This window comes from Oerskovia enterophila, from assembly GCF_044748475.1.
Lineage (GTDB): Bacteria > Actinomycetota > Actinomycetes > Actinomycetales > Cellulomonadaceae > Oerskovia > Oerskovia enterophila.
This window is the reverse complement of record NZ_JBIVFZ010000003.1, coordinates 521,089-536,221: the sequence shown is the minus strand read 5'-3', so window position 1 is coordinate 536,221 and position 15,133 is coordinate 521,089. Positions and strand designations below refer to the sequence as shown.

The window sequence follows — 15,133 nt, the reverse complement described above, 5'->3', positions numbered from 1 at the left end:
GGTGAGGGGAGCGAGGAGGTGGGTCGGTCGTCAGGCAGGGCGACGGGCCCGCCTCCTCGTCGTCCGCCCGCCCGACGGCGGAGCGAGCCGTTCGCCGTCGGGTGGCCCGGAGCGAGGGCCGGGTGGAGCATGGTGCCGACCCGGGGCCGTGCGTGACGCCGACCTCGAGCACCCGATGCCGACCCACGCACCGATGAGCCACCACGACGTCCGTTGGAGGACCCCATGGACAAGGTCGATCTGCGCAAGGAGTACCGCGAGCTCTACGCGCCGCCCCGTGAGTTCGTCCGGGTCGTCGTGCCGCCCTTGACCTACCTGCAGATCGACGGCGAGGGCGACCCCAACTCGGCCCCGGCCTACGCTGAGGCGGTCGAGGCGCTTTTCTCGCTCGCGTACGCCGTGAAGTTCGCGAGCAAGAAGGACCTGGGCAGGGACTACGTCGTCGGGCCGCTCGAAGGCCTGTGGACCGCCGAGGACCCCGCGGCGTTCGTGCGCCGCGACAAGGACGCGTGGAGCTGGACGCTCATGGTCCTGCAGCCCGGCTGGCTCGACGACGCGTTCGTCGCGGACGTGGCCGAGACGACGCGTCGTAAGAAGGGGTTGCCGGCGCTCGATCGCGTGCGGTTCGCCGCGTACGACGAGGGCGACTGCGTGCAGGTCCTGCACGTGGGGTCGTACGACGACGAGGCGCCCACGCTCGCGCGGCTGCACGACGAGTACCTGCCCGAGCACGGGTTGACGTTCAACGGGCCGCACCACGAGGTCTATCTCAGCGACGTGCGCCGGACGGCCCCCGAGAAGCTGCGGACGGTGCTGCGTCAGCCCGTCCGTCCCCTCTGACCGGTGCGGGGCCGGCCCCCGCGAGCGCTCAGACCTTGCGGAGCTGGTTGAACAGGGGGCAGTCGAACGGGTCGCGCGCCGCGAGGCCCACCTGGTTGAGGTAGCGGACCACGATCGCGTAGGACGCGAGCAGGTTGGTCTCGGTGTACGGCATGCCGAGGCGGGCGCAGTGCTCACGGACCATGAGGCGGGCCTTGGCGAGGTGCGGGCGGGGCATGCTCGGGAACAGGTGGTGCTCGATCTGGTAGTTGAGCCCGCCCATGAGGACGTTCATGACGCGTCCGCCCGTGATGTTGCGCGAGGTCAGGACCTGCTTGGACAGGAAGTCGAGCTTGCTGTCCGCGGGGATGATCGCCATGCCCTTGTGGTTGGGGGCGAACGACGCACCCATGTACACACCGAACACCGCGAGCTGTACACCGAGGAACGCGAACGCCATGCCGAGCGGCAGGAACCAGAAGACGACGCCCACGTAGAGCGTGAGGCGCAGCGCGATCGTCACGAGCTCCATGGTCCGTGCGCGGCTCTTGGCCGAGGAGAGCAGCGACCGGATCGAGATCATGTGCAGGTTGATGCCCTCGAGCGTGAGCAGCGGGAAGAACAGCCAGCCCTGGTGGCGCGTGATGAGGGCGAGGAAGCCCTTCTGCTCGGCCGCGCTCTCCTCGAGGAACGAGATGGTGTCCGTCTCGATGTCCGGGTCCTTGCCCACGCGGTTCGGGTTCGCGTGGTGGCGGGTGTGCTTGTTCATCCACCACGAGTAGCTGATGCCGACCACGCCGTTGGCCAGGAACCGCCCCACACGGTCGTTCGCGGGGCCCGAGGTCAGGATCGTGCGGTGCGCTGCCTCGTGCGACAGGAACGCGAACTGCGTGAGGATCAGGCCCAGGGCGCCCGCGATCAGGAGCTGGAACCACGAGTCGCCCAGGAGGACGAAGCCGGCCACGGCCCCGCCCAGTGCGACCGTGAGGATCGCCGCGACCCAGCCGTAGTACCCGTGCGTCCGCTCGAGGAGCCCGGCCTCACGGACGCGCTTGGACAGGTCCGTGTAGGTGCTGGTGATGCTGGTCCCGTCGCCCGTGCGGGGCTTGGTGGGGCGGAATCCGGGGAGAACGGCTGCGTCGGTCATGCGTCCCTCACAGGGCTGGGGGTCGACTTCCCAGCCGCGGGGTGAGCGAGATGCCCGTTGTACAGATGGCCCGAGTCTACGTGTGGCGTCGGCATCGGCGTGGAGAAAGGACGAAGGTCCGGTGCTGACCTGGCCGAGTCCGTACGGGAACAACGACGTCGCGCAGCCCAGTCGGGACGCCTGCTCGGGCGTGTCGCGGGCCGGGAAGCGAGGGCCGTGCCGGCCTGTGCCGCGCTCGTGGACGACGGTGACGACCGGTCGGCAGTTAGGTTAGCCTGGCCTTCTTTCCGAGCAGAGGAGTGTCGTGGCCGGGTTCCAGATGGTCAAGCCGTCCGTCGTGCAGGTCATCGCCGCGGAGGTGGTCGCCTCGCAGCGGGTGAGTCCGTCGATCGTGCGGGTCACGGTCGGGGGCGAGGGCGTCGAGCACTTCTCACCCATGGGGTTCGACCAGTGGTTCCGCCTCTTCCTGCCCCGGGACGAGCAGGAGTCGCTACGACTGCCGACCGCCACCTCGGGGCTCTGGTACGTGCAGTACCTCGCGACGCCCAGGGCGCGGCGGCCGTGGGTCCGCAACTACACGGTCCGGGACGCGCGCCCGGCGGATCGTGAGATCGACATCGACTTCGTCGCGCACGAGGACGGCGGGCCGGCGTCGGCGTTCGCGCTCGGAGCGAGCGCCGGTCATCCCGTGGGCATCCTCGACCAGGGGGTCGGCTACAACCCGCGCGTCCCGCACGGCTGGACGCTCCTGGTCGCGGACGAGACGGGCCTGCCCGCGGTCGCGGGCATCTGCGCCTCGCTGCCCGACGACGCGCGCGGGGTCGCGATCGTCGAGCTCCCGCACGCGGCCGACGCCCAGGAGTTCCGCGTCCCGGCCGGGGTGGAGCTCCGGTGGGTCGCGCGCGACGAGCACGGGTCCGACCCGCACGCGGTCCCCGGGCGGCTCGCGCTGGACGTGCTGAAGCGGGCGGACCTTCCGTCCGGCGACGTCTACGCCTACGTGGTCGGTGAGTCGAGCCTCGTCACGGGGGCGCGCCGTCACCTCGTGAACGACCGCGGGGTCCCCAAGGCGCACGTCGACTTCATCGGGTACTGGCGTCACGGACGCGCCGCGGCCTGACCTGCGACGTCTTGGCGCGGGCGCAGGCGCGGCGCGGCGCCGCGCCGCGCAGTCGACGCAGACGGCCCGGCCTGCTGACATCTCGTCGGGGTCCCGGCCTGCGTGCCCGGAGGTGCCGCCGGCGTGCAGGTCAGCCGCGAGCCGGCGACGGCGCGCGGGCCGTGCCGAACGCCGTGTACACGGCCGCGATGTCGTCGCGGCCGTGCCCGCGCGCGGCCGCGCTGCCGTAGAGGTCGGTCAGCGCGTCGAGCAGCGCGGGGTCCAGGTGCGCCTGGGCCGCGGCCTCCGAGATGAGGCCGATGTCCTTGCGGAGCCCGTCGAGCGCGAACTGCGGGGCGAACTCGCCCGCGATCATCTCGGCTCCCTTGAGGTGGGCGTAGGGGGAGTCGGACGCGCCGCCCGCGATGGCGTCCAGGAACAGGTGCGGGTCGATCCCCTCGGCGCGGGCCAGGGCGATCGACTGTGCCGTGCCGGCCGTGATCGTCGCGAGCCAGGCGTTGCACGCGAGCTTGAGGGCGGTGCCCTGCCCCACCTCGGTGCCCGCGATCACGACCTTGGCCGAGATCGCGTCGAGCACGGGGGCGACGCCGGCCAGGACGTCGGGGTCGCCCGCTGCGAGCACCGTGAGCTTCCCTTCCTCGGCGGGCTGCCTGGTGCCGAGCAGGTTGGCCTCGACCAGGGTCACGCCGAGCTGTCGCGCGCGCTCGACCACGAGGGCTGTCCCCTCGCGCCCGATCGTCGACGCCTGGACCCATACCGCTCCGGTGCCGACCGAGGGGCCCGCGGCATCGAGGACGTCGAGAACCGCGGCCGTGTCGAACAGGATGCTGAGCACGACGTCGGCACCGTGGGCCGCCTGCGCCGCGGTCGGTGCCACGCGTGCTCCGGCGTCGGCGAGCGGCGCGGCGCGCGACCCGGTGCGGTTCCACACCGTGACGTCGAAGCCCTCGCGCAGCAGCGAGTGCGCCACGCCCGTGCCCATGGTCCCGGTGCCCAGCACGGTGACGGTCGGCAGGTCGCTCATCAGAACTCCTCGTGCTCGTCGGAGTCGCGCGCGGCGTCCTCGCCGCGGTCGAGGCCCGCGATCCGGGCCATGTCGTCCTCGGTGAGGGCGAAGTCGAAGATCTCGGCGTTGGAGCGCTGGCGCTCGGGGCTCGCGGACTTGGGGATCGTGACGATGCCCTGCTGGACGTGCCAGCGCAGCACGACCTGGCCGGGCGAGCGTCCGTGGGCGGCGGCGATCTCCTGGATCACAGGTTCGGTCAGCACGCCTTCCTCCTGCCCGAGCGGGCTCCAGCCCTCGACCGTGATGCCGCGGTCGGTGAGGTAGCGGCGCAGGTCGGTGCGTGCGAGCGCGGGCGAGAGCTGGATCTGGTTCACTGCCGGGACGTGGCTCGTCTCCGCGATCAGCCGGTCCAGGTGGTGCTCGCGGAAGTTCGAGACGCCGATGCTGCGGACCAGGCCCTCTGCGGCGAGGTCGATCATCGCGCGGTAGGACTCGACGTACCGGTCGAGGCGGGGGAGGGGCCAGTGGATCAGGTAGAGGTCGACGTAGTCGAGCCCCAGCCGGTCGAGGCTCGCGTGCAGAGCGTCGCGGGTCGCGTCGTACCCCTGGTCCGCCCCGCGGAGCTTGGTCGTGACGAACAGCTCGGCGCGGTCAACGCCCGACGCGGCGAGGCCCTGCCCCACCCCGACCTCGTTCTCGTAGCGGGACGCGGTGTCCACGAGCCGGTAGCCGAGGCCCATCGCGCTCTCGACCGCCCGCGCCGAGGCGTGGTCGTCGAGCGGCCAGGTGCCCAGGCCCAGGAGCGGCATGGGGTGGCCCGAGGACAGCAGGGTCGTGGGGATGGTCATGGAGCGCGCCTCACATCGTACGGGACCGGACCCTCTCGACCCTAGGCGCGTGCCGCCGTCGTGCAACGTGGAGAACCGTGCCCGACGGCGCCGCGCGCCCGGCCGGTCACCTCACCCGGGCGCGACTCAGGACGCGTGGCGGAACGTCTGGCGGTAGTCGGTCGGCGGGACGCCGACCGCGCGCCGGAAGTGGTGGCGCAGCAGCGCAGCCGACCCGAACCCGCTCAGGCGCGCGATCTCCTCGAGGTCGAGGCCCGACTCCTCGAGCAGCGTCCGCGCGTGGTGCACGCGCTGGGTCGCGAGCCACTGCATGGGGGTCGTGCCGGTCTCGGCGACGAACGTCCGCGCGAACGTGCGCGTCGACAGGTGGGCGCGGCGCGCGAGGTCCTCGACGGTCTGGGGCTCGTCGAGGTGCTCGTCCATCCAGGCGAGCACCTCGCGGATGCTCTGCTCCTCGCACTGCGGCACGGGGCGGTCGATGTACTGGCGCTGGCCGCCGTCGCGCTGGGGAGGGACGACCATGCGGCGCGCGATCGCGTTGGCCGCCGCGCTGCCGAACTCCTTGCGCACGATGTGCAGGCACGCGTCGATCCCCGCGGCCGTGCCCGCGCTCGTGATGATGTCGCCGTCGTCCACGAACAGGACGTCCGGGTCCACCTCGACCTGCGGGAAGCGGGCCGTGAGCTCGTCGGCGTGGCGCCAGTGCGTCGTGATGCGGCGTCCGTCGACGAGCCCCGCCTCGGCGAGGAGGAACGAGCCCGAGCAGACGCTCAGCAGGACCGCGCCGCGGGCGTGGGCCGCGCGCAGGGCGTTGATGATCTCCTGCGGGTACTCGTCGCGGATGAGGAGCGCGGGGATCGCGATGAGGTCCGCGTCCTCGAGCGCGTCGAGGCCGTGGTCGGGGATCAGCGAGGCGCCCATGCTCGTGCGGACAGGGACTCCCGCGACCGGGCCGCAGACGCGGAAGTCGACCAGGGGTACCCCGTCGTCCGTGCGGTCGAGGCCGAAGACCTCGCACACGACGCCGAACTCGAACGGGGCCAGTCCGTCGGCCACGACGGCCGCCACGGTGCGCAACATCCTTCGACGCTACGCCGCTGGCAGGATCTTGTCGATACCTGTCCCTCCTGCCACTCGTGCACGCCGCGCGGCCGGACCAGGGTGGAGGCATGGACATCCTGGAGCTCGTGATGAGACTGGTCGTGATCGCGGCGCTCGTGGCGCCGCTCGTGGTGATGGCGCTGCGGCGCCCGCCGGCAGGAGGCCGGTTCCCCGCCGGGACGAACGACGGATGGACCCTGCCGCCGGCCGGTCGGGGGGACCCGCGTCGGCAGGTCGACCTGGTCGGTGCGCGGCGGTAGCGACGCCCGGGCTACGAGCGATCGGACGGTACGGCGCCGCACAGCACGACGCCCCGGTCTCCGTGTGGAGACCGGGGCGTCGGTGCGTTCTGCGGAGCGGGGTCAGCGGGCGCCGACCGCCTCCTCCGAGGGGCCGGCGGCAGCGGAGAGCGAGTCGAGCTCGGTCGCCTCCCACTGGGCCTGGCCGAGGCTCGGGATCATGGTCGCGAGCTCGGGACGCCAGGCGGCGAACTGCTGCGGGAAGCAGCGCTCGAGCAGGTCGATCATCGCGGGGACCGCGGTCGAGGCGCCCGGCGAGGCGCCCAGGAGGCCGGCGATCGAGCCGTCTGCAGCCGCGATGACCTCGGTGCCGAACTCGAGCACGCCGCCCTTCTTGGGGTCCTTCTTGATGACCTGGACGCGCTGGCCCGCGGTGATCTTCTCCCAGTCCTTGGGGTGCGCGGTGGGCATGAAGCCCTGGAGCGCCGTGAACTTGGACTCGGGGCTCGCGAGGAGCTGGCCCACCAGGTACTGGGTGAGGTCGATGTTCTTGAGGCCCGCACCGAGCATCGACCCGATGTTGTGGGTCCGCAGCGAGGTGAACAGGTCCAGCAGCGAGCCCTTCTTGAGGTACTTGGGGCTGAACCCGGCGTACGGGCCGAACATCAGGTACGTCTTGCCGTCGACCACGCGGGTGTCGAGGTGCGGGACGGACATGGGCGGCGAGCCGACGTCGGCCTTGCCGTAGACCTTGGCCTGGTGCTGCGCGACGAGCTCCGGGTCGTCCGTCCGCAGGAACTCACCGCTGATGGGGAAGCCGCCGTAGCCCTTGGCCTCCTTGATGCCCGCCTTCTGCAGGAGCGGCAGCGCGCCACCGCCCGCACCGACGAACACGAAGCGCGCGTTGACGGTGCGCGGGGCGGCCTTGGCGTTCCAGGACACGTCCTTGACGGTGACGTCCCAGGTGCCGTCCTTGCGCTTCTTGAGCCGGTTGACCTCGTGCTGGAGGTTCAGCTCGACGCCGTTGGCCGTGAGGTAGGCGAAGAGCTGGGAGGTCAGGGCGCCGAAGTCGACGTCGGTGCCGCTCGTCGCGCGGGTCGCCGCGACGGCCTCGTCGCTGTCCCGGTCGAGGACCAGGAGAGGGGCCCACTGCGCGATGACCGCAGGGTCGTCGGTGAACTCCATCTCGCTGAACAGCGGGTGGGCGCTCAGCGCGGTGAAGCGGCGCTTGAGGTAGTCCACGTTGGCCGCGCCGCGCACGAACGTCATGTGCGGGGTGTGGCTGATGAAGCTCGCGGGCTCTGGCAGGTGGCCGCCGGTGAGCAGGTGGTGCCAGAACTCGCGCGACACCTCGAACTGCTCGTTGATCGCGACCGCCTTGGAGATCTCGACGGTGCCGTCGGCCTTCTCGGGGGTGTAGTTCAGCTCGCAGAGCGCGGCGTGGCCGGTGCCAGCGTTGTTCCACGGGTTGGAGGACTCCTGGGCTACCGCGTCAAGGCGCTCGAAGACCTTGATGGTCCACGAGGGCTCGAGGAGCTTCAGGAGGGCGCCGAGGGTCGCACTCATGATGCCGCCGCCGATGAGGGCTACGTCGATGGTGTTCTGACCCGTTGTCTTCTTAGTCGCCACGCGCTCGATTTTACGCTTGTGAAGGAGTGCACATGGTGTGCGGTCCGTCACGGTCGTGGGTCACACTTTCTCGGGACCAAGGTCCCTCGACAGCCCCTCGAAGGTCCTCACGACGCGCTGATCAGCAGTTTTGACCAGGATCCCTCGTATCTATGGACGAGGATGGTGCGCGAGGCAGATCTCGCCCCGGTCGGCCTCGACTCGTCACGTCGCTCCACGTCACACCCCAACGTCCTGTGAGGCCCCCCAGATGAGCACTCCCACCCCCGGTCGCGTCGTGGTGGTCGGCGCCGGCATGGTCGCCCACCGATTCGTGAGCCAGATGATCGCACGCTCGCCCGAGGGGGAGTGGCGGGTGTCCGTCGTCGGCGACGAGGACCGTGCCCCCTACGACCGCGTCCACCTGTCCGAGTTCTTCGGCGGCCGCTCGGCCGACGACCTCACGATGGACCCTGCCGTCTGGGAGGACCCGCGCACCGAGCTGGTCACGGGCGACGCGGTCGCGGCCGTGGACCGCGAGGCGCAGACCGTCACCACGCGGTCGGGCCGGGTCCTCGCGTACGACCACCTGGTCCTGGCGACCGGCTCGTGGGCGTGGACGCCGCGGACCGAGGGCACGGACCTGCCGGGGGTCTTCAGCTACCGGACCATGGCCGACGTCCAGGCGCTGCGCGAGTACGTCGAGCTGCGCACCGAGCGGCTGGGGCGCACGCTGCACGGCGTCGTGGTCGGGGGAGGCGTGCTGGGGCTCGAGGCCGCGGCCGCGCTCCAGGGGCTCGGCACGTACGCGACGGTCGTGGAGTTCGCCGACCGGCTCATGAGCGTCCAGCTCGACGACGCGGGAGGCGAGGCGCTGCGCGTGCTCGTGACGGACCGCGGTATCGACGTGCGGACGTCGACGGGCGCGACGGGGCTCACGGCCGCGGGCGACGGTGCCGTGGGGACCATGGACCTCTCCGACGGGTCGCGCATCCCGGCCGACGTCGTGATCTTCTCGACGGGCATCCGGCCGCGTGACCGCGTGGCGCGCGAGGCGGGCCTGGCGATCGGCGAGCGCGGCGGCGTCGTCGTGGGTGCGGCGTGCCACACCTCGGACCCGACCGTGTGGGCCGCGGGCGAGTGCGCGTCGTTCGAGGACCAGTGCGTGGGCCTGGTCGCGCCGGGCAACGCCATGGCCGACGTCGTGGTGGACCGGCTGCTGGGCGGCAGCGCCACGTACTCCCCGGCCCCCGAGGGGACCAAGCTCAAGGGCGTGGACATCGAGGCTGCGAGCTTCGGCGACGTGTTCGGGCTGACTCCCGGAGCGCTCGAGGTCACGTTCGCGGACCCCGTCGCCCGCACGTATCGCAAGCTCGTCGTCTCGGACGACGCGCGCACGCTGCTGGGCGGGGTCTTCGTGGGGGACGCGGCGCTGTACGCGTCATTGCGCCCCATGCTGGGGCGCTCGCTGGGCGCGGACCCGTCGGCGTTCCTCGCCCCGGAGGGCGGGGCACCGGCGATCGGGGGCGACCTGCCCGACGACGTCGTGGTCTGCTCGTGCGCGAACGTCACGGCCGGGACGGTCCGGGGGGCGGTGACCGAGCACGGCTGCACGAGCGTGGGCGAGGTCAAGGCCTGCACCAAGGCCGGGACGGTGTGCGGGTCGTGCGTGCCGGTGCTCACCAAGATCGTCAACACCGCGCTCGAGGCCAGCGGCGTGACGGTGTCGAAGGCCATGTGCGAGCACTTCTCGATGTCGCGCGCCGAGCTGTTCGCCCTCGTGCGCCAGGACGGGTTGCGGACCTTCACCCAGATCGTCGCGGCGCACGGCACGGGTCGCGGCTGCGTGGTCTGCAAGCCCGTCGTGGCCTCGATCCTCGCGTCGTTGTGGGGCGGGTACATCCTCGACGGCGAGCAGGCCGCGCTGCAGGACACCAACGACCGGGCGCTCGCCAACCTGCAGAAGGACGGCACCTACTCGGTGGTGCCGCGTGTCCCGGCCGGGGAGATCACCCCCGAGAACCTCATCGTGATCGGGCAGGTCGCGAAGGACTTCGGGCTCTACACGCGTGTCACGGGAGCCCAGCGCATCGGGCTGTTCGGGGCGCGGATCGACCAGCTCCCCGAGATCTGGCGCCGCCTGGTCGACGCCGGCATGGAGTCGGGCCAGGCCTACGGCAAGTCGCTGCGGGCCGTGAAGTCGTGCGTCGGTTCCTCGTGGTGCCGGTTCGGGGTCCAGGACTCGGTGGGCATGGCCGTCCGCCTCGAGCTGCGGTACCGCGGGCTGCGCTCGCCGCACAAGTTCAAGGTCGGCGTCTCGGGGTGTGCACGCGAGTGCGCCGAGGCCCGCGGCAAGGACGTCGGCGTGATCGCGACCGAGAAGGGCTGGAACGTGTACGTGGGCGGCAACGGCGGCTTCACCCCGCGGCACGCCGAGCTCCTCGCGGAGGACCTCGACGACGAACGGCTCGTGGCCGTGATCGACCGGTTCCTCGCGTACTACGTGCGGACCGCGGACCGGTTGCAGCGGACGGCTCCCTGGGTCGCGGACTTCCCGGGCGGGATCGTCGAGCTGCGCAAGGTCCTGGTCGAGGACTCGCTCGGCATCGCGGCCGACCTCGAGGCCGAGATCGCGCATCACGTCGAGTCGTACGTCGACGAGTGGGCCCAGACACTCGACGACCCGGACCGCCTGTCGCGGTTCGTGTCGTTCGTCAACGCCCCTGACCAGCACGACCCCGACCTCGCCTACGTGGGCGTGCGCGGGCAGGTGCGCCCGGCCCGCCCGGGCGAGCCCTCGGACAACAACCCGGTGATCGCCCGCACGGTGGAGGTTCGCAAGTGAGCGCGACGGCATGGACCACGGTCTGCCCCTTCGAGCGGCTCGTCCCCGAGCGCGGTGTCGCTGCGCTCGTCGAGGGGACCCAGGTCGCGGTCTACCGCCTGGCGGACGACCGCGTGCTCGCGGTCCAGCAGCGTGACCCGTACTCGGGGGCGAACGTGCTCTCGCGCGGGATCGTGGGCTCGGTGGGCGAGACACCGACCATCACGTCCCCCATGTACAAGCAGGTGTGGGACCTGACGACGGGCGAGTGCCTCGACCCGAGCGGCAAGGAGCCCGAGGCGCTGCGGACCTTCGAGGTCGCGGTCGAGGACGGGACGGTCCTGGTCCGGGCGTGAGTCGCACCTAGCGCCGGACGGGGACGCCCGACGGCCACGGACCGAGCGCCGGAAGGTCGACGGTCTCGCCGTGCCGGTGCGCCGTCGGGTCGGTGGCCGTCGCGCGTCCCGCGAGCCACGCGGCGACGTCCGCCGCGCTGCCGGTCACGGTGGTGAGGTCGTCGTCGCCCGCGTCCTCGGCGGCGGGCCGCACGCCCTCGGGCCCGACGACGGAGCGCGCCCCGTCCTCGTGGCGCACCGCGACCACGGGGCCGGGCAGGCGCGGGCTCAGGAAGTCGAGCAGGTGGTCCGTGAACGCGAGCTCCCACGTCTGCGACGGCGTGAGGCGCTGGGCGGCGCTGACCTCGCCGAGGTCGGTCGCGTGGATGCGGACCTCGCGCCACCAGCAGTCGAGGACGTCGGCGACGGTCCCCTCGCGGTAGGTCACCGGGGCGTCCCACCCCGTGCTGTCCGTGAGGGACCACGCGGCCTCGAGCCTCGTGCCTGTCGCGGTGAGTGCGTCGACGTGCTCGTCCCGGGTGCGGTGCGCGCCCGCCTCGATGCCCGCCGCACGCCCCTCGGCCCCGCCCTCGTAGACCTCGGCGGTCTCGCCCTGGGCGGCGAGCTCGGCCTGCCGGGCGAGCGCCTCGCCGACCATGGCCACGTGCGACAGCACGTGCCCGACCGTCCACCCGTCGAGGGAGCTCGGGGACCCGAGCGAGTCGTCGTCGAGGTCGTGGGCGGCCTCGATGACCGCGCGCAGCGCGGCTGCCGCGTCACGCCGGACTGCCGGGAGGTCCTCGCGGCCCGTTGCCGGTGGGGCGTCGAGCGGGCCCGTGCGTGCCGGGTCGACGGCGTGCGGTGCGGTCGTGTCCTGCGTGGTCCCTGTCATGGCCAGAGCAGCCCCTTCTCCCAGTGGCGTCCGGCCGCGCGGTAGCGCAGCCGGGTCTGTCCGCGGTCGTCCGACGCCTGCCAGAACTCGACCGACGTGGGCGCCAGCGCGTACGCGGTCCAGGCGGGTGCGAGGACCGTGGGGTCCTCCTGCACCGCCGCGAGCGTGCCCGCGAAGGCGTCCCAGTACTTCTGCCGCGACGTGAGGTCCTCGCTCTGGTGGCCCACGAGGGCCGCGGCACGCGAACCGTCCGAGCGGGCGAGGAAGTCCGCCGCGCTCGTCGAGGCGTCGGCCGGGAGCGCGGGCCCGACGATCCTGACCTGACGCCCGAGCGCGGGCCACAGGAATGTGAGGGCGGCGTTCGGGTTCTCCGCGAGGTCGTGGCCCTTGGGGCTCGACGAGCTGGTCGCGAACCACCAGCCCGACGCGTCGACGTCCTTGAGGATCACGGTGCGCGCCGTCACCCGAGCTGAGGCCCCCGCGGTGGACAGCGTCATGGCATGGGGGAGAGGTACCCCGGCGTCGATCGCCTGCCCGATCCACTCCAGGAACAGCGTCGCGGGGTCCGGCGGCGCCGTGGCCGGGTCGAGCGTCGGTAGCCCGGGGCCGAACGTCGGCAGGGCGCGCAGTCGCTCGCGGAAGGTCGCAGGCGCGGGTTCGGTGCTGCCGCCCGCGCCCCCGGGGCCCTCGGTCCGACCGGCCGTCCGGGCCTGGCCGTGTCCCGCTCCTGCGAGGTTCTGCGACCGGTCGCTCATCGGGTCACCGCGGTGCCGGTCTCGAGTACCGGTTCGAGCATCGACACGAATCCCTCGACCGCTGCGGTCAGGGCCGCCGGGTCGTCGAGGGCGCGCGCGAGCACGTACCCGCCCTGGACGATCGCGACCGCCGCGTACGCGCGGTCGTGAGCGACGTCGTCGGGCAGGCCGGTCTCCTCGAAGACCTCCTGGACCCGCGCGACCAGCCCCGCGAAGTAGGCGTGGACCGGCGAGCGCAGCTCCTCGTCCGCCATGACCGACCGGTCGCTCGTCAGACGCCCCACCTTGCACCCGGCGAGCGCCGGTCGCGGCCGTTCGAGATAGGCCACGAGCCGTTCCACGGGCGGGCGGTCGGTGTCGGTGAGGTCCCCCTCGACCGAGGCCAGCGCCTCCTGCGTCGTCGCGCTGATCGCGGCGAGCGAGAGGTCGTGCTTGGTAGGGAAGTGGTGGTAGAGGCTGCCCTGCCCCACGCCGCTCACCTCCAGGACCTGGCGCGGGCTCGTGCCCTCGACCCCCTGGGCCCAGTAGAGGTCGCGTGCCGCGCGGACCAGGCGTTCGCGGCGGGGAAGGTCGGGATCGCTCATGCCGACACCATACCTACCTCTAGGTATGGTGTCGAGAGATGGGCCGGCGCCAACCCGTGGGCCGGGTTCTTGGAGGAAGCCCACCACCCGCTGCGGTCCCGCCCAACGAGCGGCCGGTCGCCTTGTGGAGGTCGGCCGGGGAGAAGGAGAGTCCGGGCGAGAAGGATCGTGGGTCGTGAACCCGCTCCCCGCTCTCCACACCGACCGCCTCGCGCCGGACCACGACGATCCTCACGATGCCCGCGCACTGTTCGACGTGCTCGTCGCGCAGGGCCTGCGCGACGAGTCGCCGACCCGCGCCCAGGCGCTCGCGGTCCTGCGGACGACCGACGACGACCTGCTCGACCTCGTGGCCGCCGCCGGTCGGGTCCGTCGTCACCGGTTCGGCCGACGCGTGCGCCTCAACTACCTGGTCAACCTGAAGTCGGGGCTGTGCCCCGAGGACTGCACGTACTGCTCGCAGCGCCTCGGCTCGACGGCCCAGGTCCTGAAGTACTCGTGGCTGAGCACCGAGGACGCGCTCGCGGCGGCCCGGGCCGGGATCGCGGGCGGAGCGCGTCGCGTCTGCCTCGTCGCGAGCGGACGCGGGCCGAGCGAACGCGACGTGACGCGCGTGACCGCGATGGTCGACGGCATCAAGAGCGAGCACCCCGACGTCGAGGTCTGCGCGTGCCTCGGGCTGCTGCGCGACGGGCAGGCCGAGCGGTTGGCCGCGGCAGGCGCCGACGCCTACAACCACAACCTCAACACGTCCGAGGCGACATACGCCGACATCTGCACGACGCACGAGTACGCCGACCGCGTCGAGACCGTCGAGCGGGCGCGGGGAGCGGGGCTCTCGCCCTGCTCGGGGCTCATCGCGGGCATGGGCGGGAGCGACGAGGACCTGGTCGACGTGGCCCTCGCGCTGCGCGCCCTCGGCGCGGACTCCGTCCCGGTCAACTTCCTCGTGCCGTTCGAGGGCACCCCGCTCGCGGGAACCTGGGACCTCACGCCCCAGCGGTGCCTGCGCATCCTCGCGATGCTGCGGTTCGTGTGCCCCGCTGCCGAGCTCCGGCTCGCGGCCGGCCGCGAGGTGCACCTGCGCACGCTCCAGCCGCTCGCGCTGGAGATCGTGAGCTCGATCTTCCTGGGTGACTACCTCACGAGCGAGGGGCAGGCGGCGCAGGCGGACCTCGACCTGCTCGCCGACGGAGGGTTCGTGGTGGAGGGGGCCGACGGTGATGGACGAGCCACGGCACTCCCGGACGAGCACGACACGGCGATCGTGGGGAGCGGCGCCGGTGCTCCGTCGAGCGAGACCGGCGTGACGGTTCGTCGCCGCGGCCCCGGGACGTCCGTCGCCCCCAACGCGTGAGTTCCGTCACTCGGGCCCGACCGTTACGCGGCCGCTGCTCGTGCCCACGGTGTCCTCAGTGCAGGATGGCAGCCATGCGCGTCGACGACCCGAAGACTCCGACCGCGGTCGACCAGGCCGGCCGAGCAACGCCCGAGGCCTGGTACCGACCGGTGGCTACGCTCGCGGCGGGTCCTCTGGTCGGGGCTGTGGCCGGCTTGGCCTTCGGGCTGACCGACCCGGCCTGGGCCACGTGGTCGATGTTCCTCGGGGCGCTCACGGGGGCGGCTGCGGCGGTCGTCGCGAGCGTGCTCGGAGCGGTGGCGAACCGTGTCTTCCGGACCGCCCGGACGGGGGTGCACCGTGCGGCCGTCGCCCTCGGCACCGGGCTCGGGGCCGCGGCGACCGTTGCTGCCCTTGCGCAGGTGTGGCACGTCGTGCCGCCGTGGTCGGTCGTCCTCCCGCTCGCCGTCCTCGTCCTGGTCTCGGCGGTGATGACCTGCGGAACCCGCCGATGAG

Annotated in this window: 15 protein-coding genes; 7 read left to right on the top strand and 8 right to left on the bottom strand. The window is 72.4% G+C overall.

What is annotated here, in order from left to right; genetic code table 11:
• Nucleotides 1-225: 225 nt before the first annotated feature.
• Nucleotides 226-840, top strand: a complete 615-nt coding sequence (locus ACIPWA_RS11710; RefSeq protein WP_400290322.1) for a GyrI-like domain-containing protein — start codon at nt 226-228, stop codon at nt 838-840.
• 28 nt (nt 841-868) lie between these two features.
• On the opposite strand, the gene ACIPWA_RS11705 is transcribed toward ACIPWA_RS11710, so the two are convergent.
• The gene (locus ACIPWA_RS11705) at nt 869-1,966 is read right to left on the bottom strand and encodes a fatty acid desaturase family protein (protein ID WP_082608880.1); all 1,098 of its coding nucleotides are present in this window, start codon (nt 1,964-1,966) and stop codon (nt 869-871) included.
• A 304-nt stretch (nt 1,967-2,270) separates the two neighbouring features.
• Between ACIPWA_RS11705 and ACIPWA_RS11700 the strand changes: the two genes are divergently transcribed.
• Nucleotides 2,271-3,086, top strand: coding sequence for a siderophore-interacting protein (locus ACIPWA_RS11700; protein ID WP_400290319.1), 816 nt, complete (start codon nt 2,271-2,273; stop codon nt 3,084-3,086).
• A gap of 130 nt (nt 3,087-3,216) precedes the next feature.
• Here the strand turns inward: ACIPWA_RS11700 and ACIPWA_RS11695 are convergent, their stop codons facing one another.
• The 3 genes from ACIPWA_RS11695 to ACIPWA_RS11685 form a co-directional block, all read right to left on the bottom strand.
• Entirely contained in the window at nt 3,217-4,110 is an 894-nt protein-coding gene (locus tag ACIPWA_RS11695; protein ID WP_400290317.1) for an NAD(P)-dependent oxidoreductase, read from the bottom strand.
• Complete coding sequence (locus ACIPWA_RS11690) at nt 4,110-4,940, bottom strand: aldo/keto reductase (RefSeq protein ID WP_400290315.1); 831 nt, start codon at nt 4,938-4,940, stop codon at nt 4,110-4,112. Before ACIPWA_RS11690 ends, ACIPWA_RS11695 begins: the two co-directional genes overlap by 1 nt.
• A 126-nt stretch (nt 4,941-5,066) precedes the next feature.
• Nucleotides 5,067-6,020, bottom strand: coding sequence for a helix-turn-helix domain-containing protein (locus tag ACIPWA_RS11685; protein ID WP_400290313.1), 954 nt, complete (start codon nt 6,018-6,020; stop codon nt 5,067-5,069).
• An 89-nt stretch (nt 6,021-6,109) separates the two neighbouring features.
• On the opposite strand from ACIPWA_RS11685, the gene ACIPWA_RS11680 reads away from it, so the two are divergent.
• Entirely contained in the window at nt 6,110-6,301 is a 192-nt protein-coding gene (locus ACIPWA_RS11680) for a hypothetical protein (protein ID WP_400290311.1), read from the top strand.
• 102 nt (nt 6,302-6,403) lie between these two features.
• Here ACIPWA_RS11680 and mqo read toward each other — a convergent pair whose 3' ends face one another.
• On the bottom strand, nt 6,404-7,918 hold the full coding sequence (gene mqo / locus ACIPWA_RS11675) for a malate dehydrogenase (quinone) (protein WP_255354314.1): 1,515 nt from the start codon (nt 7,916-7,918) through the stop codon (nt 6,404-6,406).
• 241 nt (nt 7,919-8,159) lie between these two features.
• On the opposite strand from mqo, the gene nirB reads away from it, so the two are divergent.
• Complete coding sequence (gene nirB / locus ACIPWA_RS11670; protein WP_400290310.1) at nt 8,160-10,733, top strand: nitrite reductase large subunit NirB; 2,574 nt, start codon at nt 8,160-8,162, stop codon at nt 10,731-10,733.
• On the top strand, nt 10,730-11,068 hold the full coding sequence (gene nirD / locus ACIPWA_RS11665; protein WP_068708463.1) for a nitrite reductase small subunit NirD: 339 nt from the start codon (nt 10,730-10,732) through the stop codon (nt 11,066-11,068). Before nirB ends, nirD begins: the two co-directional genes overlap by 4 nt.
• A gap of 7 nt (nt 11,069-11,075) precedes the next feature.
• Here nirD and ACIPWA_RS11660 read toward each other — a convergent pair whose 3' ends face one another.
• Genes ACIPWA_RS11660 through ACIPWA_RS11650 form a run of 3 tightly spaced genes read right to left on the bottom strand, consistent with a single transcriptional unit; the run spans nt 11,076 to nt 13,278 of the window.
• Nucleotides 11,076-11,939: a maleylpyruvate isomerase family mycothiol-dependent enzyme gene (locus tag ACIPWA_RS11660; protein ID WP_400290308.1), complete on the bottom strand. Its 864-nt coding sequence runs from the start codon at nt 11,937-11,939 to the stop codon at nt 11,076-11,078.
• Entirely contained in the window at nt 11,936-12,694 is a 759-nt protein-coding gene (locus tag ACIPWA_RS11655) for a pyridoxine/pyridoxamine 5'-phosphate oxidase (protein WP_400290306.1), read from the bottom strand. The genes ACIPWA_RS11660 and ACIPWA_RS11655 overlap by 4 nt, the downstream gene beginning before the upstream one ends.
• Nucleotides 12,691-13,278, bottom strand: coding sequence for a TetR/AcrR family transcriptional regulator (locus tag ACIPWA_RS11650; RefSeq protein ID WP_400290304.1), 588 nt, complete (start codon nt 13,276-13,278; stop codon nt 12,691-12,693). Before ACIPWA_RS11650 ends, ACIPWA_RS11655 begins: the two co-directional genes overlap by 4 nt.
• A gap of 256 nt (nt 13,279-13,534) precedes the next feature.
• Between ACIPWA_RS11650 and bioB the strand changes: the two genes are divergently transcribed.
• Together bioB and ACIPWA_RS11640 are read left to right on the top strand one after the other, a co-directional pair.
• Entirely contained in the window at nt 13,535-14,635 is a 1,101-nt protein-coding gene (bioB, locus tag ACIPWA_RS11645) for a biotin synthase BioB (protein WP_400290741.1), read from the top strand.
• Between the two features lie 74 nt (nt 14,636-14,709).
• Nucleotides 14,710-15,132, top strand: coding sequence for a hypothetical protein (locus ACIPWA_RS11640; protein ID WP_400290302.1), 423 nt, complete (start codon nt 14,710-14,712; stop codon nt 15,130-15,132).
• The last annotated feature ends 1 nt before the right edge of the window (nt 15,133 follow it).

Bases quoted from the DNA above. Each gene is read 5' to 3' on its own strand.
- ACIPWA_RS11640 (WP_400290302.1), top strand. From the start codon at position 14,710: ATGCGCGTCGACGACCCGAAGACTCCGACCGCGGTCGACCAGGCCGGC.
- ACIPWA_RS11680 (WP_400290311.1), top strand. From the start codon at position 6,110: ATGGACATCCTGGAGCTCGTGATGAGACTGGTCGTGATCGCGGCGCTC.
- ACIPWA_RS11660 (WP_400290308.1), bottom strand. From the start codon at position 11,939: ATGACAGGGACCACGCAGGACACGACCGCACCGCACGCCGTCGACCCG.
- ACIPWA_RS11690 (WP_400290315.1), bottom strand. From the start codon at position 4,940: ATGACCATCCCCACGACCCTGCTGTCCTCGGGCCACCCCATGCCGCTC.
- nirB (WP_400290310.1), top strand. From the start codon at position 8,160: ATGAGCACTCCCACCCCCGGTCGCGTCGTGGTGGTCGGCGCCGGCATG.
- ACIPWA_RS11705 (WP_082608880.1), bottom strand. From the start codon at position 1,966: ATGACCGACGCAGCCGTTCTCCCCGGATTCCGCCCCACCAAGCCCCGC.
- ACIPWA_RS11710 (WP_400290322.1), top strand. From the start codon at position 226: ATGGACAAGGTCGATCTGCGCAAGGAGTACCGCGAGCTCTACGCGCCG.
- ACIPWA_RS11650 (WP_400290304.1), bottom strand. From the start codon at position 13,278: ATGAGCGATCCCGACCTTCCCCGCCGCGAACGCCTGGTCCGCGCGGCA.
- ACIPWA_RS11655 (WP_400290306.1), bottom strand. From the start codon at position 12,694: ATGAGCGACCGGTCGCAGAACCTCGCAGGAGCGGGACACGGCCAGGCC.
- ACIPWA_RS11695 (WP_400290317.1), bottom strand. From the start codon at position 4,110: ATGAGCGACCTGCCGACCGTCACCGTGCTGGGCACCGGGACCATGGGC.
- ACIPWA_RS11685 (WP_400290313.1), bottom strand. From the start codon at position 6,020: ATGTTGCGCACCGTGGCGGCCGTCGTGGCCGACGGACTGGCCCCGTTC.